At 71.3% G+C, this 17,927-nt stretch carries 18 protein-coding genes and 2 pseudogenes; 10 read left to right on the forward strand and 10 right to left on the reverse strand.

The window, feature by feature from the left end:
- Positions 1 to 29: 29 nt before the first annotated feature.
- A complete protein-coding gene (locus tag OG289_RS28725) occupies positions 30 to 1,742 on the reverse strand; it encodes a bifunctional 3'-5' exonuclease/DNA polymerase (protein ID WP_327316937.1) in 1,713 nt (570 codons plus the stop codon).
- Between the two features lie 35 nt (positions 1,743 to 1,777).
- Complete coding sequence (locus tag OG289_RS28730; protein ID WP_327316938.1) at positions 1,778 to 2,545, reverse strand: Clp protease N-terminal domain-containing protein; 768 nt, start codon at positions 2,543 to 2,545, stop codon at positions 1,778 to 1,780.
- A 97-nt stretch (positions 2,546 to 2,642) separates the two neighbouring features.
- Between OG289_RS28730 and OG289_RS28735 the strand changes: the two genes are divergently transcribed.
- Complete coding sequence (locus OG289_RS28735; RefSeq protein ID WP_327316939.1) at positions 2,643 to 3,803, forward strand: DUF2786 domain-containing protein; 1,161 nt, start codon at positions 2,643 to 2,645, stop codon at positions 3,801 to 3,803.
- Positions 3,804 to 4,043: 240 nt separating this feature from the next.
- Here OG289_RS28735 and OG289_RS28740 read toward each other — a convergent pair whose 3' ends face one another.
- The 4 genes from OG289_RS28740 to rpmB all read right to left on the reverse strand — a co-directional run bounded on the left by OG289_RS28740 (position 4,044) and on the right by rpmB (position 6,020).
- Positions 4,044 to 4,592 carry a DUF4232 domain-containing protein gene (locus OG289_RS28740; RefSeq protein WP_327316941.1) on the reverse strand — a complete coding sequence of 183 codons (549 nt, stop codon included), beginning with the start codon at positions 4,590 to 4,592 and terminating at the stop codon, positions 4,044 to 4,046.
- Between the two features lie 205 nt (positions 4,593 to 4,797).
- The gene (locus OG289_RS28745) at positions 4,798 to 5,331 is read right to left on the reverse strand and encodes a hypothetical protein (RefSeq protein WP_327316942.1); all 534 of its coding nucleotides are present in this window, start codon (positions 5,329 to 5,331) and stop codon (positions 4,798 to 4,800) included.
- A 147-nt stretch (positions 5,332 to 5,478) separates the two neighbouring features.
- Entirely contained in the window at positions 5,479 to 5,784 is a 306-nt protein-coding gene (rpsN, locus tag OG289_RS28750) for a 30S ribosomal protein S14 (RefSeq protein WP_327316943.1), read from the reverse strand.
- Positions 5,784 to 6,020, reverse strand: a complete 237-nt coding sequence (gene rpmB, locus OG289_RS28755; RefSeq protein ID WP_327316944.1) for a 50S ribosomal protein L28 — start codon at positions 6,018 to 6,020, stop codon at positions 5,784 to 5,786. The genes rpsN and rpmB overlap by 1 nt, the downstream gene beginning before the upstream one ends.
- A gap of 73 nt (positions 6,021 to 6,093) precedes the next feature.
- Here rpmB and rpmG point away from each other — a divergent pair, with 73 nt between their 5' ends.
- From rpmG to OG289_RS28770, 3 genes and pseudogenes are all read left to right on the forward strand, one after another.
- The gene (gene rpmG, locus OG289_RS28760; RefSeq protein ID WP_019753828.1) at positions 6,094 to 6,258 is read left to right on the forward strand and encodes a 50S ribosomal protein L33; all 165 of its coding nucleotides are present in this window, start codon (positions 6,094 to 6,096) and stop codon (positions 6,256 to 6,258) included.
- A gap of 24 nt (positions 6,259 to 6,282) precedes the next feature.
- Positions 6,283 to 6,393 (forward strand): annotated as a pseudogene (locus OG289_RS28765) (cobalamin biosynthesis protein CobW); the annotation flags it as partial.
- A gap of 997 nt (positions 6,394 to 7,390) precedes the next feature.
- On the forward strand, positions 7,391 to 7,651 hold the full coding sequence (locus OG289_RS28770) for a DUF397 domain-containing protein (RefSeq protein WP_079660715.1): 261 nt from the start codon (positions 7,391 to 7,393) through the stop codon (positions 7,649 to 7,651).
- A 159-nt stretch (positions 7,652 to 7,810) separates the two neighbouring features.
- Here the strand turns inward: OG289_RS28770 and OG289_RS28775 are convergent, their stop codons facing one another.
- Positions 7,811 to 8,293, reverse strand: a complete 483-nt coding sequence (locus OG289_RS28775) for an ATP-binding protein (protein ID WP_327316945.1) — start codon at positions 8,291 to 8,293, stop codon at positions 7,811 to 7,813.
- A 374-nt stretch (positions 8,294 to 8,667) separates the two neighbouring features.
- Between OG289_RS28775 and OG289_RS28780 the strand changes: the two genes are divergently transcribed.
- The 5 genes from OG289_RS28780 to OG289_RS28800 all read left to right on the forward strand — a co-directional run bounded on the left by OG289_RS28780 (position 8,668) and on the right by OG289_RS28800 (position 13,708).
- Positions 8,668 to 9,492 (forward strand): helix-turn-helix domain-containing protein, encoded by an 825-nt coding sequence (locus OG289_RS28780; RefSeq protein ID WP_327320828.1) that lies wholly within the window; start codon positions 8,668 to 8,670, stop codon positions 9,490 to 9,492.
- A 154-nt stretch (positions 9,493 to 9,646) separates the two neighbouring features.
- Positions 9,647 to 11,107, forward strand: a complete 1,461-nt coding sequence (locus OG289_RS28785; RefSeq protein ID WP_327316946.1) for an aldehyde dehydrogenase family protein — start codon at positions 9,647 to 9,649, stop codon at positions 11,105 to 11,107.
- 72 nt (positions 11,108 to 11,179) lie between these two features.
- Positions 11,180 to 11,821 carry a PadR family transcriptional regulator gene (locus OG289_RS28790; protein WP_327316949.1) on the forward strand — a complete coding sequence of 214 codons (642 nt, stop codon included), beginning with the start codon at positions 11,180 to 11,182 and terminating at the stop codon, positions 11,819 to 11,821.
- Positions 11,822 to 11,906: 85 nt separating this feature from the next.
- Positions 11,907 to 12,950, forward strand: coding sequence for an ATP-binding cassette domain-containing protein (locus OG289_RS28795; RefSeq protein WP_327320829.1), 1,044 nt, complete (start codon positions 11,907 to 11,909; stop codon positions 12,948 to 12,950).
- Entirely contained in the window at positions 12,947 to 13,708 is a 762-nt protein-coding gene (locus OG289_RS28800; protein ID WP_327316950.1) for an ABC transporter permease, read from the forward strand. Before OG289_RS28795 ends, OG289_RS28800 begins: the two co-directional genes overlap by 4 nt.
- A gap of 112 nt (positions 13,709 to 13,820) precedes the next feature.
- On the opposite strand, the gene OG289_RS28805 is transcribed toward OG289_RS28800, so the two are convergent.
- Both OG289_RS28805 and OG289_RS28810 read right to left on the reverse strand, forming a co-directional pair.
- Positions 13,821 to 15,233 (reverse strand): glutamate decarboxylase, encoded by a 1,413-nt coding sequence (locus OG289_RS28805; protein ID WP_327316951.1) that lies wholly within the window; start codon positions 15,231 to 15,233, stop codon positions 13,821 to 13,823.
- An 84-nt stretch (positions 15,234 to 15,317) separates the two neighbouring features.
- Positions 15,318 to 16,611 (reverse strand): annotated as a pseudogene (locus OG289_RS28810) (ion channel protein).
- Between the two features lie 127 nt (positions 16,612 to 16,738).
- On the opposite strand from OG289_RS28810, the gene OG289_RS28815 reads away from it, so the two are divergent.
- Entirely contained in the window at positions 16,739 to 17,500 is a 762-nt protein-coding gene (locus tag OG289_RS28815; protein WP_327316952.1) for a MerR family transcriptional regulator, read from the forward strand.
- Positions 17,501 to 17,519: 19 nt separating this feature from the next.
- Here the strand turns inward: OG289_RS28815 and OG289_RS28820 are convergent, their stop codons facing one another.
- Entirely contained in the window at positions 17,520 to 17,885 is a 366-nt protein-coding gene (locus OG289_RS28820) for a YbjQ family protein (RefSeq protein ID WP_327316953.1), read from the reverse strand.
- Between the last annotated feature and the right edge of the window lie 42 nt (positions 17,886 to 17,927).

Consider the following 17,927-nt stretch of genomic DNA (forward strand, 5'->3'; position numbering starts at 1 on the left):
CACTTCGCGTCCACTCACTTCGGGTCCACTCACTTCGCGTCGGCATAGCACTCCACCACCGCCGTGGTGAACGGAAACCGCACCGGCGTCTCCCCGAACGTCAGCCGCCCGGCCAGGTCGGACGCCTCCCGGATCGCGGCGACGACCCTCTCCGTCTCCTCCTCGGGACAGTGCACGATCACCTCGTCGTGCTGGAAGAAGACCAGCTCGGCCGCCATCCCCGCACAGGCCTGCCGCAGCGCGGCGAGCAGCAGCAGCGCCCAGTCGGCGGCGCTGCCCTGGACGACGAAGTTGCGGGCGAAGCGGCCACGCGCGCGTGCGTTGGTCGAGGCGTACCCCGGCACCCACTGCCGGTCGTCGGAGATCTCGTCCTCTCCGACAGGGCCGCCGGAGTCGACGGGGATACCGGCCTCCTCCGCCCCGCCGTCCCCCGCCCCGGCCGCCGGCGGGCAGGTCCGCCCCAGCCAGGTGCGAACGAGTCTGCCCTCCTCGCCGGCCTTGGCCGCCTCGTCGACGTACGCCACCGCGCGCGGGAAGCGGCGGCGCAGCGCGGCGAGGTTCTTCAGGCCGTCCCCGGACGTCTGGCCGTAGACCGCGCCGAGGACGGCGAGCTTGGCCTGGGCGCGGTCGCCGGAGAAGGCGCGGTCGGAGACGGACTGGTAGAGGTCGCTCTCCCGGCCCGCGACCTCCATCAGCCCGGGGTCGCGGGAGATCGCCGCCAGCACCCGCGGCTCCATCTGGTCGGCGTCGGCGACGACCAGCCGCCAGCCCGGGTCGGCGACCACGGCCCGCCGGATGATCTTGGGGATCTGCAACGCGCCCCCGCCGTTGGTCACCCAGCGCCCGGTGACCGTGCCGTGGGCCAGGAACTCCGGCCGGAACCGCCCATCCCGCACCCAGTCCTGCAGCCAGGACCAGCCGTGGGCCACCCAGATGCGGTACAGCTTCTTGTACTCGATCAGCGGCTTCACGGCCGGATGGTCGAGGGACTCGATCTCCCAGCGCCGGGTCGACTTGATCCGGATCCCCGCCTGCGCGAACGCCTTGACGACGTCGGCGGGCAGGTCGGGGCGGACGCGGCGCCCGAAGGCGGCCGACACCTCGTCCGCCAGCTCGGCCAGCCGCCGGGGCTCGCCCCCGCCCGCGTACCGCTCGCCGAGCAGGTCGTGCAGGACCGCGCGGTGCACCTCCGCGCTCCACGGCAGCCCGGCCCGGTTCATCTCGGCGGCCACCAGCATCCCCGCCGACTCGGCCGCCGTCAGCAGCCGCATCCGCGCGGGGTGTTCGGCCCGCTCGTGCCGCCGCTGCTGCTCGGCGTAGACGGCGAGGAGGTCTTCGAGGGGCAGCCGGACGGCGGTGTCCTGCGCTTCGAACAGCGAGGACTGCGCGCCGGGCGCGGCGGAGCGCTGCGGCGGATCCGGCGGGACGGGGCCGCCGCGCAATCGGGCCAGCGCGGCGGCCGCCGAGCGGGGCTCACCGGAGTGCCCCTCGTGGCCCAGCAGGAGGGTCTCGGCGTCCTCGACGTCGTAGCACCGCTCGACTCGCACCCCCGTGGCGAGCAGACGCGGATACACCTCGGCCGTGGAACGCCAGACCCAGCGGGTGACGTCGGGCCGCTCGCGCACGGCCCGCGCCAGATCCGCCTCCCGCAGCACCGGACCGGCGGGCAGCGCGTCCGGACCGAGGGGGGCGAGTTCCACGCCACCGTCCTCGGCCGGAGCGAGTGCCCACCGGTCGGCCATGCTGCGAGTGTGGCAGGGGGGTCTGACAACGGCCCTCAGTCGTCGTCCTGCTGCCCCTGTCCCTGCCCCTGCCCGGGTTCTTGCCCTGCCGCGATCAAGGACAGGACCTTCGCGACGTACCGCTCGGTGCCGGGCTTGTCGATGCCGAGGCCGCTGAGGACGCCCTCGCCGTTCTCGAACTCCAGCAGCGCCAGCAGGATGTGCTCGGTGCCGATGTAGTTGTGGCCGAGGCGGAGCGCCTCGCGGAAGGTGAGCTCCAGGACCTTCTTGGCGTCCGGGCCGTAGGGGATCAGCTCGGGCACCTCGGCCGCGGCCGGCGGGAGCGAGGCGGTCACGGCCTCGCGGACCGCGTCCAGGGTGACGCCCTGGTCGGCGATGGCCTTGGCCGCGAGGCCCTCCGGCTCGGCGAGCAGACCGAGGACCAGGTGCGCGGGGAGCCCCTCGGCGTTGCCGGCGGTCTTGGACTCGTTGTGGGCGGCCATGACCACGTTCCGCGCGCGGGGGGTGTAGCGGCTGAAGCCCTGGCTCGCGTCGAGGTCCGCGGACTCCTTCGGCACGAACCGCTTCTGCGCGGCCTGCCGGGTGACGCCCATGCTGCGGCCGATGTCGGTCCAGGAGGCGCCCGAGCGGCGGGCCTGGTCGACGAAGTGGCCGATGAGGTGGTCCGCCACGTCGCCCAGGTGGTCGGCGGCGATGACGGCGTCCTGGAGCTGGTCGAGCGGCTCGTGGTGGGACTTCTTGATCGCGTCGATGAGGTCGTCGAGACGGACGGACGAGGTGGTGACGGGTTCTGGAGTCGTCATGTGTCAACCTTAGGTTGACAGTGGAGAGGTGTCAACCCGAGGTTGTCACTCGCTCCCGCGTGCGGGAGGCACCTCGCCCTCGTGGCACGATCGACCGGTGAGCAGCACCAGCAACAGCACCGGCGACAACCCGCCCGGCACCGTCGAACGCGCCTTCCGGGCCGCCCTCTACGAGACCGCCGACGCCGCCCTCGACACGGGTGCCTCGCTCCTCGCCGCCGACCCCGCGGCGGACGCCGAACTCGCGAGGCGGGGCACGGAGTTCGTGGCGGCGCTCTGGCGGCGGGGCTGGCAGCCCGCGGACGTGGTGCGAATCGTGCGGCGTGAGCTGGACGGCGTCCACGTCGGCCTGGTGGCGGGGCTGATACGGGCACACGCGCGTGACGACCGGGCGCGCGGCCGGCGCTGGGCGGCCCAGCTGGCGGAGCTGCCCGCCGACAGCCCTCCGCAGGCCGACCGTTTCTCGCACGCCACCGCGGTCCTGGAGCTCTACCGCCTGCTGCTGCGCCTGCCCGCCCTCGAACCCCTCCGGGACCAGGAGCCCCACCGGGCCCACCGGGGGCAGTCCCGCCCCGGCGACCACTCCCGCATGCTCACCCGCATCCGCGCGCTGCTCGCCAAGGCCGAGGCGACGGGGTTTCCGGAGGAGGCGGAGGCGCTGACGGCGAAGGCGCAGGAGCTGATGGCCCGGCACAGCGTCGACGAGGCGCTGCTCGACGCCCAGGCGCCGGCCCCGGACGCGCCCGGCGCCTGCCGGATCGGCGTCGAGCCGCCGTACGAGCAGGCGAAGGCGGTGCTGCTGGACGCGGTCGCCGACGCCAACCACTGCCGGGCGGTGTGGAACGAACCCTTCGCCTTCTCCACGGTCGTCGGCTTCGAGGCCGACCTGGAGGCGGTGGAGCTGCTCTACACCTCGCTGCTGGTGCAGGCGCAGTCCGCGATGGCGAAGGCGGAGGCGGCCCAGCGGGCGGGCGGCCGCAGGCGGACCAAGACGTTCCGGCAGTCCTTCCTCGCCGCCTACGCCCACCGCATCGGCGCCCGTCTCGGCGAGGTCACGGCCGCGGCCGAGACCCGGGTGACCGACGACCTGCTACCGGTCCTCGCCTCCCGCGAGGTCGCCGTCACCGCCGCGACGGACCGCATGTTCCCGGAAACGGTCTCCACCCGCCTGCGCGGCGTCACCGACGAGGCGGGCTGGACCGAGGGCGCCGAGGCGGCTGACCGGGCCCGGATGCGGTCCCGGCCCCGGCTGCCCTGACGCCCCCGGGGGTGGGGGCGGGGCCTGTCCCGCGGATCATGCCGCAGACGCGGGGTGTGGCACGCACTCCCCCAGAGAAGGGGGCCCCAGCGGCGTGGTCGTCGGTTCAGCGGCGTGGTCGCCGGTCGCCGACTCCCCACGCTCGGACAACCGCGCGGGGGCCCCATCCCCCCGCTCACCGGCACTGATGCGGTGCCGTCGCTTTCCTGCGACTTGCTCGGCCGGACAGGCCCCAGCTGGCTAGTCGCCCGACTGCTGGAAGGAGCTGACGGTCGCGTCCGGCACGCCCGCGCTCTTCAGGGCGACATCGCCGTACGACCACGCGAAGCTCTCGGTGGCCGAGGCGCCCGGCAGGCCGTACTTCACGGTCTTGACGGCGATGCTCTTGTCGCCGCCGTCCTCGCCGCGCACATAGGTGATCGTGAAGGAGGCGGTGCCCTGTGCCGGGAGGGTCAGGGCCTGCGCCTCGGCGGCCTCGTCCTTGGCGACGGTCGCGGAGGTGCCGTCCGCCTGGAGGTCGACCGCGGGGAAGCCGGTCAGGGTGCACTCCGCGCCCTTGTTGGTGAATGTGACGGTGACGTTGCCGGTGTCCCCGGCGGCGGGCGCGGCGTTGACGGGGCCGACCTCCCGGCCGAGGTCGGCGGCGGCGCAGGCGGAGCCGGTGGAGCCGGCGGAGCCGGACGCCTTGCTCTTCTCGTCGCTGCCCGAGCCGCTGTCGTCCCCGCCTCCGCAGGCGGTGAGGAGCAGGGCCGCGGCGAGAGCGGTGACGGTGATGGGAACGGCGCGCATGAGTGGTCCCTCGGGTTTCGTGACGGTGCTCGAAGGATCATCACGCACGCGCGCGGCGCATCCGCGCGCGCCCCCGCCTCGTGACCGCTTCGCCACCAGTGTCGGGCGAGCCTCGCGAGCTGTCCGAACGTCAGAGTTCCCAGCGTATGAACGTCCGGGCGTGTGAACGTCCGAGCGTGAACGTCCGATTGTTCGGCCGTACGGGCTATCCGAGGCCCGCCGTCGGCAGCCCCGACGGCCACTGACCGCCCTCCGCCTTGGTGAACGTCTCCTTGCCGGCCGTGCCCGACCAGGTGACCTCGAGGGAGTTCGCGTCGACGGCACCGACCATGCCGGTCGTCCGGTCGTCCTTCCCGGTGGAGCACTTGAGGTGGATCATCTGCATGCCCGCCTCCTCACCGGCGGTCCCGCTGCACACGCTCCCGCCGGTCACGAAGAGGGCGGCCTGCTTCGCGGTGATGATCAGGGCGACGGCCTTGCCGTCCGTCGTGGCGAGCCAGCTGCCCTCCAGCTCGCCGGAGGCGGAGACCGAGGTGGAGGCGGAGGCCGTCGCACCGCTCGCGCCACCGCTGTCCGCGGTCGACGTCGTCGTCGGCGTGGTCGAGGAGCCGTCGTCGGACCCGCCGTCGTCACTGCACGCGGTCAGCGCGAGCGCGCCCGCCAGTGTGGCGGCCACGGCCACGGCCGCGGCCCGCACCGGCCGACGGGACGCGCCCCGCGAGAAGATCGCCGAAGTCACTGCAAGCTCCCAAGCTGTAGCCGGCCGGCCCGGTCGTCGACCACAAGGACCGTGAGGACCACAAGGACCACAAGGACCACAAGGACCGGTAAGGACCGCAGCAAGCTACCAGCAAGCCTCAGCAGAGACCTGGGGGTGGCCTGTGACCTACCAGGACGACTTCCGCACCTCCGGCAGATGCCCCGCGTGCGCCTGCTCCCGCAGGCCCACCCGGGACAGCCCGAACGTCCGGAAGTACCCGCGCGGGCGCCCGCCCACCTGGTCCCGGTTGCGCACGCGCGTCGCGCTTGCGTCCCGCGGTTGTGCGCGCAACTCCCGCTGTGCCGCCCGCCGTTCCGCGTCCGTCGACGACGGCCGCCGGATGATCTCCTTCAGCTCGGCCCGCCGCGCCGCGTACCGCGCGACGACCTCCTGCCGCCGGTCGTTCTTCGCGATCTTGCTCTTCTTCGCCATCAGACCCGCACCGCCCGCTCGCGGATGAGCGCCACGGCCGCCTCGACGCCGATCGCGTCGACGGTCTTGATCCCCTTCGTGCTCAGCCGCAGCCGTACGTGACGGCCCTCGCTCGGCAGCCAGTAGCGCTTTGACCGGATGGTCGGGTCGAAGCGGCGCGAGGTGCGCCGGTGGGAGTGGGAGATGCGGTTGCCGAAGCCCGGCTGGGCGCCGGTCGGCATGCAGTGCGCGGACACGGGTGACGTACCTCTCCTCGGGGATGTCAGGATCGATAATGCCAATGGAATTCATTTTCAGTAAGATGGCGGCATGGCACGCAACGAACTCCGCCCGGTCATCAAGCTCCGGTCCACGGCGGGAACGGGCTTCACCTACGTGACCCGCAAGAACCGCCGCAACGACCCGGACCGCATGACCCTGCGCAAGTACGACCCCGTCGTCGGCCGTCACGTCGACTTCCGAGAGGAGCGCTGAACCACCGCCATACGCAAGGGAAACGCGCAACACCCGGCCTGCGCGCTGCTTCCGGCCGAGGCCGACGCGCACGGCGTGAGCGCCTTCGGCCGGCACCGGCGCCGCCCGTTCCACCCGGAGCGGCTGTACGCCGCGCGCCAACTCTCCTGAGCGATCAAGAACGCCCGGGAGATGGCCCTCCTGCCGTACGGCACCACCCGCTGACCTACCGCGTGACAGGGGGCGCCGACCCGTCCCATGCGGCCGGCCCGCCATGCCCGGGCAGGGGGCCGCAGAACACGGCCCCGCCCGGGTCCGCCGGCGGTCACCCACACTCCTCGTGTCCTATACGCGCCCACCCCGTCCACCCGTTCCCCGCGCGCGAGCGCCCTTGGTCGTACTCCAGGTCGCACCCCCGCTGTATGGACCCCCCTCATCCATACGAGCAGATTCACCCCTGCCGTCCACTCGCCCCAGCCGGTCGCCCCCGCCGCACTCCCCGACAACCAGCCGACCCCACCCTCATGCACCGAGTCGGCCTCACCCCCCTCCCGCGACCGACCTCACGGTCGTGCGCGGGGGTGGGGGTTGTCGTCTTGGGTCGTCGTGGCCAGGGGGGTTCCCGTCCGGCCCGGGGGAGTGGGGCTGTGCGGGGGCAGAGGTCGGAGGGACAGGTGTCGGGGGTTTTCGGGGGTGGTGGGGTGACGGGCGCGCGGCCGGACGGCTCGCCGGCCGTCGGCGTTCGGCCGGGCGCCGGGTGGCGTGGCCCCGCATCCGGAGGTTCCGGCGCGCTGCCGAGCGGATGCCCCGCGTCCGCCGGAACGGTGTCACTCAGGGCGGCCCCGGCGACATCCGTCTTCTCCCCGCGGGCGATCCGTTGCGGTGCCGACGGAACACGACGGCCGTGCCACGCGTCTGTTCCTAGTGCACGAGTGGTTCGATCCGGACGACTTTCACGGGGACTTCACGACGGCCGACGAACCGAACGAGTTGGGTAAAGCGGGCGTCAAAGCTGTAACCGCACAAGCACCCCGCGTGCACGTGCATCTGCTCATGCGACTGCACATGAACGGGGTTATGATCCGGGACAGTTGACCACGGCACCAATGGCCACACGGGCCACACGAGCCAGCGCACCACCAGGGAGCGACCTGTGGACCACGACGTTGACGGGGGGCACGACGTGTACAACGGCATGACGGCCACACAGCTGTACGGGGTTGCCTGGCAGAAGAGCCGGCACAGCAACTCGCAGGGTTCCTGCGTGGAGTTCGCGCGACTGCCGGGCGGCGACGTGGCCGTGCGCAACTCGCGCTTTCCGGACGGTCCCGCGCTCGTCTACACACGGGCCGAGATCGAGGCGATGCTGCTCGGCATCAAGGACGGCGAGTTCGACCACCTGATCGCGAGCTGACGTCCCCGGACGCCGGCTCCGTCATCGGCCGTCCTCGCACTCACCGCCGTCATCGCGTCGTCGCCGACGCCGTCGTCTCCGCGGAACACATCGTAAATTTCGTGGGAAATCGGTTCACAACGCGCGTAGAACCGCGGCGCCAGAACGCGCCGCGGTTCGTCATTCGACGGGGGTGTGCAGACGGAAGAGCGCCCAGACGACCTTGCCGCCCAGGCTGCCGGAGAGCGGATGCCAGCCCCAGCTGTCGGCGAACGAGTCGACGAGGAACAGGCCGCGGCCCGACTCCGCCGAGAAGTCCTCGCCCTCGCGGGGCAGGGGGCTGTCATGACTGGGGTCGCGCACCGCGCACACGAGCCGCTCGGTCCACCGCATCAGGTGCAGCCGCACGGGCGGATGTTCATCCGGCAGACACGGGGCGTCGTCCGGGGACAGTCCGTGTCTCAACGCGTTGGTCACCAACTCCGAGACGACCAGACAGACGTCGTCGAAACGGTCGCCCACGTCCCACTGGCCGAGGGTCCTCTTGGTGAACTGCCGGGCTTCGCGCACTGCTTCGAAGCGGGCGGGGAGGGCGCACGAGGCGGCGTTGGACACGGCCGCGGGATCAAGCGGCGGAAGGCCCTGCCGTAACGGCTCGAGCATGGTCGATCCATTCGTCCCCATGCGAGGCACTCCCGGGATTCGCGGTCGTTGCGATGCAGCGGTGGCGCGAGACCATGGTTTCTGATGCGCACTGCGGATGCAAGGGCAGATGCACGTGCACGTGACCGAAATGGACCCGCCCGTACCGCTTCTTGGCCATTTTTTCCGCCAACTTCTCGCCCAGTAGGGGCACTTCTCTTGCTTTACCCTCACTCTTCCCTCGCATCACTCTGTGCGTATCCTTTGGCTTCTTTCCATTTCTGTAATCGGACGAGTACTGCTCGAAGTGTTTTAGTGGCAGACTGCGGCTCCTAAGACGGTTGGGGAGGCTGGCGAACGTGAGCGCGGGAGAGCCCGGATCGGTGGTGCGGCGGATGCTGCTCGGCTCGCAACTACGGCGGCTGCGTGAGGCACGAGGCATCACGCGCGAGGCGGCCGGATACTCGATCAGGGCGTCGGAGTCGAAGATCAGCCGGATGGAACTGGGCCGGGTGAGCTTCAAGACCCGGGACGTGGAGGACCTGCTGACGCTGTACGGCATCTCGGACGACACGGAGCGCCAGGCCCTCGTAGGACTCGCCCGTGAGGCCAACGTGGCGGGCTGGTGGCACAGTTACTCGGACGTCCTGCCCAACTGGTTCCCCACGTACGTCGGTCTGGAGGGCGCGGCCGCGCTGATCCGGGCGTACGAGGTGCAGTTCGTGCACGGTCTGCTGCAGACCGAGGCCTACGCCCACGCGGTCGTCAGCCGTGGCATGAAGGGCGCGAACGCGGCCGACATCGACCGGCGCGTGGCGCTGCGCCTGGAGCGGCAGAAGTACCTCGTCGCCGAGAACGCCCCCGACTTCCACATCGTCCTCGACGAGGCCGCCCTGCGCCGGCCGTACGGCGACCGCGAGGTGATGCGCGGGCAGCTCCAGCATCTGATCGACATCTCCGAACGCCCCAACGTGCGGCTCCAGGTGATGCCGTTCAGCTTCGGCGGTCACTCCGGCGAGTCCGGCGCCTTCACGATCCTGAGCTTCCCGGAGTCCGACCTGCAGGACGTCGTCTATCTGGAGCAGCTCACCAGCGCCCTCTACCTGGACAAACGCGAGGACGTCGCCCAGTACGAGCAGGCGCTGAAGGAGCTCCAGCAGGACAGCCCCGGGCCGGACGAGAGCCGGGACCTGCTGCGCGGACTGATCCAGCTGTCCTAGCGGTCCGGCGTACCGATCCGGCCGTCCTGCGGGTTTCCCCCTGGAGCGGTCCGGGTTCTCCCCCAACTCCCCTGGAACACCCGTACGATGACGTGTGATCAGATCGTGATGCCGAGCGGTCGCAACCGATCGCAGCAGGGGATTGAGGGTTCACATGTCGACCTACTTCACCGACCTGGCCCAGCAGTACATCGACGGTAAGTGGCGTCCGGGGACGGGGTCCTGGGACATCATCACCATCAACCCCTACGACGGCGAGAAGCTCGCCTCGATCACCATAGCCACAGTCGACGAGGTCGACGAGGCCTACCGCGCCGCCGCCCGCGCCCAGAAGCAGTGGGCCGCGACCAATGCCTACGCGCGCCGCACGGTCTTCGAGAACGTGCTGCGTCTGGTCGAGGAGCGGGAGGCGGAGATCAGCGCGGTCCTCGTCGACGAGGCCGGCGGCACGTTCGGCAAGGCCGCCTTCGAACTCCACCTGGCCAAGGAGTTCCTGCGCGAGTCGATCCACCTCTCGCTGAGCCCCGAGGGTCGCATCCTCCCCTCGCCGATCGACGGCAAGGAGAACCGCGTCTACCGGGAGCCGGTCGGCGTCGTCGGCGTGATCAGCCCCTTCAACGTCCCGTTCCTGCTGTCGCTGAAGTCGGTCGCCCCCGCGCTGGCCCTCGGCAACGGCGTGGTGCTCAAGCCGCACCAGAACACCCCGATCTCCGGCGGCACCGTCATCGCCAAGCTCTTCGAGGACGCCGGTCTGCCGCCGGGCCTGCTGAACGTCGTCGTGACCGACATCGCCGAGATCGGCGACGCCTTCCTGGAGCACCCGATCCCCCGGGTCATCTCCTTCACCGGCTCCGACAAGATCGGCCGGCACGTCGCCACCGTCGCCGCCTCGCACTTCAAGCGGTCCATCATCGAACTCGGCGGCAACAGCGCGTTCGTCGTCCTCGACGACGCCGACGTCGACTACGCCGTCGACGCGGCCGTCTTCAGCCGCTTCGTGCACCAGGGCCAGGTCTGCATGGCCGCCAACCGCATCCTGGTCGACCGCTCCGTCGCCGACGAGTTCACCGAGAAGTTCGTCGCGAAGGTGCGGACCCTCAAGGCCGGCGACCCGCGCGACCCGCAGACCGCCATCGGCCCGCTGATCAACTCCTCGCAGGCGGAAGCGGTCTCGAACGTCGTCCGGCAGGCGATCACCGAGGGCGCGAACGCGCTCCTGCACGGCACGACCACCGACAACGTCGTCGAGCCCTCCGTGCTGGCCGGCCTCCCCGCCGACTCCGCCCTGCTCCAGCAGGAGGTCTTCGGCCCGGTCGTCTTCATCAACACCTTCGACGGCGAGGAAGAGGCAGTACGCCTGGTCAACGACACGCCGTACGGCCTGAGCGGCGCGGTCCACACCGCCGACATCGAGCGGGGCGTCGCCTTCGCCAAGCAGATCGTCACCGGCATGTTTCACGTCAACGACGCCACCGTCCACGACGAGCCGATCGTCCCCTTCGGCGGCGAGAAGAGCTCCGGCGTCGGCCGCCTCAACGGCGAGACGACCGTGGAGGCCTTCACCACCACGAAGTGGATCTCCGTCCAGCACGGCCGCAGCGGGTTCCCGTTCTGAGTGTGTTCTGAGCGCGCGTCCGGCAGGCCCCGGGTAGCCGGGTGCCTGCCCGCCACGCCCTAACCTGGGCACATGTCAGCGATCCGTCTTCTCGTGCTGGGCGCCGTGCGTCAGCACGGGCGGGCCCACGGCTACCAGGTGCGCGGCGACCTGGAGTACTGGGGTGCCCATGAGTGGTCCAACGCCAAGCCGGGCTCGATCTACCACGCCCTGAAGCAGATGGCGAAGCAGGGACTGCTGCGCGAACACGAGACCGCCCCGTCCACCGCGGGCGGCCCACCGCGCACCGAGTACGAGATCACCGAGGCCGGCACCGAGGAGTACCTCAGGCTGGTGCGCGAGGCGCTGACCTCCTACGACCAGAAGATGGACATGAAGACGGCGGCCATCGGCGCCGTGGTCGACCTCCCGCGCGCGGAGGCCGTGTCGCTCCTGAAGGAGCGCATCCGCCGCATCGAGGAGTGGCGCTCCGCCGTCACCGAGCACTACGTCCCCGAGGACGGCCCGGAGCAGCTGGGCCACATCGGCGAGATCATGAACCTCTGGATCCACACGGCCGATGGGGACGCCGAGTGGACCCAGGGCCTGATCGCGCGGATCGAGGGCGGGGCCTACACCTTCGCGGGAGAGGGCGAGCCGTTCGTCGGCGTGCTGGCGGAAGGCCAGGAGAACCCGTACGCGACGGGGGAGCGTCATCCGGGTGACACTCGCTAATCAAGTTTGACGAGCTGCATGCTCGGGGTTACTTTGGGTCTCGAGTAAGTAGTCAAGTTTGACTAGCCAGGAATTGGGGGACGTCATGGACGACACGGCGATCACCGTCGAAGGCGTACGCAAGAGGTACGGCGACACACAGGCACTGGACGGGCTCGACCTCGCGGTCGCCCGGGGCACCGTGCAGGCGGTGCTCGGACCGAACGGCGCGGGCAAGACGACCCTGGTCAGGATCCTGTCCACGCTGCTGCGACCGGACGCCGGACGGGTCGAGGTGGCCGGCTACGACGTGGTGCGCCAGGCCCGCGAGGTCCGCCTGCGCATCGGACTGCTCGGCCAGCACGCGGCCCTCGACGAGGAACTGTGCGGCCGGCAGAACCTGGAGCTGTTCGGCCGCCTCCACCACCTGGGCGCCCGCCACGCGCGCGTGCGCGCCGACGAACTCCTGGAGCGTTTCGACCTCACCGGCACCGGCCGCAAGCCGGTCCGCGCCTACAGCGGAGGCATGCGGCGCCGCCTCGACCTGGCCGCCTCCCTCATCGGCAACCGGGACGGCACCGATCCGGAGGTGCTCTTCCTCGACGAGCCGACCACCGGACTCGATCCGCGCGGCCGCGCCGAGGTGTGGTCCGCGGTCCGCTCGCTGGTCGGCGGTGGGACGACGGTCGTGCTCACCACCCAGTACCTGGAGGAGGCCGACCAGCTCGCCGACCGCATCTGTGTCGTCGACCGGGGCCGGGTGATCGCCGAGGGCACGGCGGACGAGCTGAAGGCGCTCACGGGCGGCGACCGCATCGACGTCGTCCTGCGCGACGCCGGCCATCTGGACGCCGTCCTCGCACTGCTGCCCCTGCCCCGGCACGACGTCACCGTCGACCCCGACCGCCGCCTGCTCAGCGCCCCGGTCACCGACCGCATGGCCGCCCTTTCCGGCGTCGTCCGCGCCCTGGAGGAGGCCGGCGTCGAGGCGGAGGACGTGGCCCTGCGCCGCCCCACGCTGGACGAGGTGTTCCTCCACCTGACCGGACACGACGACCACATGGACGGCCGCACGGGCAAGCGCACGGGCAAGCGCACGGGCAAGCGCACGGACAAGCGCGCGGACGACCGGACCAAGGAGGCCGTGTGAACACGTACGGGCTGACCGATTCCTGGACCATGACCCGGCGCGAACTCGCCCACTGGGCAAGGCAGCCGGGCCGGCTGGTCGTCGGGCTCGTCTTCCCGGTGATGCTGCTGCTGATGTTCGGCTACCTGGTCGGCGGCGGCCGCGGGGTGAGCGGGGACTACCTCGACTACCTGATGCCCGGCATGCTCGCGCTCACCATGGCCTTCGGCCTGGAGGGCACCATGCTCGCCGTCACCCAGGACCTGAACAAGGGCGTCATCGACCGGTTCCGTGCCATGCCGATGGCCGACGGCGCCGTCCTGGTGGGCCGTTCGGCGGCCGACATGCTCCAGTCGGCCGTCGGCCTGGCCGTGCTGATCGCCGTCGGCCTCGCCCTCGGCTGGCGCCCCCAGGGCGGACCGGGCGCCTTCCTGGGCGCGGTGGGTCTTCTCCTCCTCTTCCGGTTCGCGATGCTGTGGATCGGCATCCATCTGGCGCTGGTGGCCGGGAAACCGGAGATGGTGCAGGCCGTGCAGATCCTGGTCTGGCCGGTCGGCTTCCTCTCCAACGCCCTCGCCGCCCCCGCCTCCATGCCCGACTGGCTGGGCACGGCCGTCGAGTGGAACCCGATGTCCCGGACGGCGACGGCGGTACGCGACCTGTTCGACGGCTCAGGCGCCGACCCGGGCCATGTATGGGCGGCGGTCGGCTGGCCGCTGGCCCTGCTGGCGGTCTTCTTCCCGCTGGCGGTCCGCAGGTTCGCCCGCATGAGCCTGTGACGCCCCGGCGGCGGCCGCCTCCGCCGGCCCGACCGACGGGACGACCGACGGGACGGCCGACCGGACGCCTGACCGGACGCCTGACCGGAGGCGTTCGCCGGCGGGACACCTCCTAGTGGTGGAACCCGGTCGCCGCCCCCTTGTCCCGCGTCGACGGCCCCGACTGCCGCCGGAGTTCCGGCAGCAGCCGGGTCAGGTCCTCCACGAACATCTCGGCGAGGTCCTCCGAGAAGCCGTTTCTGCACACGACCCGCAGGGCGGACAGATCCTCCCGGTTCGGCGGGAAGGTGTACGCCGGAACCAGCCAGCCGTTCTCGCGCAGCCGCCGGGAGACGTCGAAGACGTCGTACGAGTCCACGCCCGGCGCCGTCGTGAAGGCGAACACCGGCAGCTGGTCGCCCCGGGTGAGGAGCCGGAAGTCGCCGAGCGCCTCCACCCGGTCGGCGATGCCCCGGGCCACGTCCCGCGTGGACTGCTGCACCGCCCGGTAACCCTTGCGGCCCAGCCGCAGCAGCGTGTAGTACTGCGCGACGACCTGCGCGCCCGGCCGGGAGAAGTTGAGCGCGAAGGTCGGCATGTCGCCGCCCAGGTAGTTCACGCGGAACACGAGCTCCTCCGGCAGGGCCTCCTTGTCGCGCCACAGCGCCCAGCCGACCCCCGGGTACACCAGCCCGTACTTGTGCCCCGAGGTGTTGATGGACGCCACGCGAGGAAGGCGGAAGTCCCACACCAGGTCCTCGTCGAGGAAGGGGGCGATCATCGCGCCGGACGCGCCGTCCACGTGCACCGGGATGTCGAGACCGGTCCGCTCCTGGAGGGAGTCCAGGGCCGCGCACAGCTCGGCGATCGGCTCGTAGGAGCCGTCGAAGGTGGAGCCGAGGATGCCGACGACCCCGATGGTGTTCTCGTCGCACAGCTCGGCCGCGCCTTGCGGGTCGAGGTGGAACCGGTCCCCCTCCATGGGGACCTGACGGGCCTCCACCTCCCAGAAGTTGCAGAACTTCTCCCAGCAGACCTGGACGTTGACCCCCATCACGAGGTTCGGGCGGACATCCCGCGCGGGATAGCGGTCGGCGTTGCGCTGCGCCCACCGCCGCTTCATCGCCATCCCGGCGAGCATGCACGCCTCGCTCGACCCCGTCGTCGAACACCCCACGACCGCCGACGGGTCGGGCGCCTTCCACAGGTCGGCGAGCATCGCCACACAGCGCCGCTCCAGCTCGGCGGTCCGCGGGTACTCGTCCTTGTCGATCATGTTCTTGTCCCGGCACTCCGCCATCAGCACCCCGGCCTGCGGCTCCATCCACGTGGTGACGAACGTGGCCAGGTTGAGCCGTGCGTTGCCGTCCAGCATCAGCTCGTCGTGCACCAGCTGGTACGCCGTCGACGGCGGCATCGGCGCGTCCGGCAGCCGGTGTTTCGGTGGTGCCTCGGTCATACCGCCGAGCGGGTTCGCCTCGCCGTAGAAGGGGTTCACGGACAGGGGACGCTCGTCGGGCTTCTGGTGGCCTTCATGGAGGGGCATGGGCTTTCTCCCAACTGATCGGCGGCGGCGCCGAGCGGCGTCCTACCGCTTCATCGGATCGAGGGGGCCGTTCGGTTCACGCGTTCACCGCACCGCCGTTCGGTCGTCGTGCAACCGCATCTGCGGCCCGCCCCGTCACCAGCAGCCAGGCCGGCGGTGAGGCGATGCACAGCAGGGCGATGATCGAGGGCGAGGCGACCAGGACGGCGGCGATGAACAGGCTCACCCAGCCCTGCCGGGTGATGGCCAGGAGGATGCCCAGCACCCCCATGGCCACACCCACCGCCGGATGCGCGCCCGGCACGAGCGCGTGGGCGGTGAGGCCGAGGGCGACGCCCACGAACACGGCCGGGAAGATCCGCCCGCCCCGGAAGCCGCAGGACGCGGCGACGACGAGCGCGGCCGGCTTCACCACTGTCATCGTGGCGAACTGCCCGGCCGGCCGGCCCTCGGGACCGGCCGCGAGCTCCTCGGCCTCGTCCAGTCCCTTGAAGAGCGTCAGACGGCCGCCCAGGGCCGCCGGCAGCCCCAGCACGACCCCGCCGGCCGGCAGCGCCGGCATCGGGTGCCGCGGCCGCGCGAACGCGCCGTGGACGAACGGGAGGGTGTGGACGGCGCACATGCCGAGCAGCGCCGCCGCCGAGGTGATCACGAGCGCCGCCGGCAGATCGCCCCACCCGGGCTCCCCGAACGGGGCCGGCGCAGGTCGAAGGCGGGACGGGCCACCAGGGCGGTCGTCATCGAACCGGCCGCGGCGGCGATCAGCGGCGCGAAGACGTTGTCCCACAGCGGGCCCTTGGTCTGGCGTTCCGCAAGCGCCTCGGAGATCAGCAGTGCCGCCGCCACCGGCGTCCCGAACAGCGCGCCGATCGTGGCCGCCTCCGCGAGCACCACCCACACCGCGCCCGGCGCCTTCGGCCGGAACCGGTGGCCCAGCCAGACGGCGAGTCCCACGTTCACGGCGATGACCGGGTTCTCCGGGCCCAGGCTCGGCCCGCCCGCCGGCATCGGTGACATCACCGATGCCGGCGGGCGGGGAGCACCATCGGCGGCAGCACGCGCGTCCAGCCCCATCGTGGCCGGATCGCGTCCGGCATGCCCCGCCGCCTTCCACACCACCAGCCCCACCAGCGCCTCTGTCGCGGTGAGCACGACGAACATCCACAGCACCGAGCAACGGCCCACGCCCGCCGCGTCCGGCAGGTCCTGCCACAGCGCGGCCTGCAACTGCTCGGCCAGCCCGCTGACCAGCAGGAGCAACAGGCCGGCCGGGACGCCGAATCGTCGGCGTGAGGAGAGCGGGCAGGATCAACGGCAGCAGGGCGCGTGCCGGGCTTGCCGGAGCGGTCGGCGCCTGTTGCGCGGTGTCCTGGGCCACGGGCCCACGATAAGGGGGCGAATCGGACATGACATCCGGACGGCCGTCTACGCGGAGGAACCAGGCTTGCACCTCACGTGGCGTGAGGACGCACCGTGGAGCGCGTACCGAGAAGGGAGCGGACGAAGTGAGCTACTCCGTAGGACAGGTCGCCGGATTCGCCGGGGTCACGGTGCGCACGCTGCACCACTACGACGAGATCGGCCTGCTCGTCCCCGGTGGGCGCAGCCACGCGGGCCACCGACGCTACGACGACGCCGACCTCGACCGGCTTCAGCAGATCCTGTTCTACCGCGAGCTCGGCTTCCCGCTCGAGGAGGTCGCGGCCCTGCTCGACGACCCGGCGGCCGACCCGCGCGCGCATCTGCGCCGCCAGCACGAACTGCTGACCGCCCGGATCGAGAAGCTGCAGAAGATGGCCGAGGCCGTGGAACACGCCATGGAGGCACGCAAGATGGGCATCAACCTCACACCCGAGGAGAAGTTCGAGGTCTTCGGCGACAAGGACCCCGAGCAGTACGCCGAGGAGGCGGAGCAGCGCTGGGGCGGCACGGAGGCCTACGCCGAGTCACAGCGCCGCGCCGCCCGCTACACCAAGGACGACTGGAAGCGCCTGCAGGCCGAGGTCGACGCCTGGAGCGAGCGCTACGCCCGCCTGGTGGCCGCCGACGAGCCGCCCACCGGCGAGGCGGCCATGGGCATGGCCGAGGAGCACCGGCAGCACATCGGCAGGTGGTACTACGACTGCCCGTACGAGATGCACCTGTGCCTGGGGGAGATGTACGTCTCCGACGAGCGCTTCAAGGCGTTCTACGACTCGATGCACCCGGGCCTCGCCGAGCACCTCAGGGAGGCGATCACGGCGAACGCCGCCCGGCAGGCGCGCTGAGGGCTGTCCTGGTCCGGGACTACTCCTGGACCAGGACCACCGCCGTCCCGTACGCGCACACCTCGGTGCCCACGTCCGCCGCCTCCGTCACGTCGAAGCGGAACATCAGCACGCCGTTGGCCCCACGCGCGCGTGCCTGCTCGACGAGCCGTTCCATGGCCTGGTTGCGAGTCTCCACAAGGGTCTTCGTCAACCCCTTGAGCTCGCCGCCGATCATCGACTTCAGTCCCGCGCCGATCTGGCTGCCCAGGTGCCGTGAGCGCACGGTCAGCCCGAAGACCTCCCCGATGACCTGCTGCACCCTGAACCCGGGTACGTCGTTCGTCGTGACGACCATTACGTCCGGCTGGGGGCCCTGCCCGCCGCCGTAGTCCTCGATTCCCATGTTCACAGGTTTGACCAAAGAGGAGCACAGTGCATCCTGAGG

The sequence above is a fragment of the Streptomyces sp. NBC_01235 genome (assembly GCF_035989285.1).
Lineage (GTDB): Bacteria > Actinomycetota > Actinomycetes > Streptomycetales > Streptomycetaceae > Streptomyces.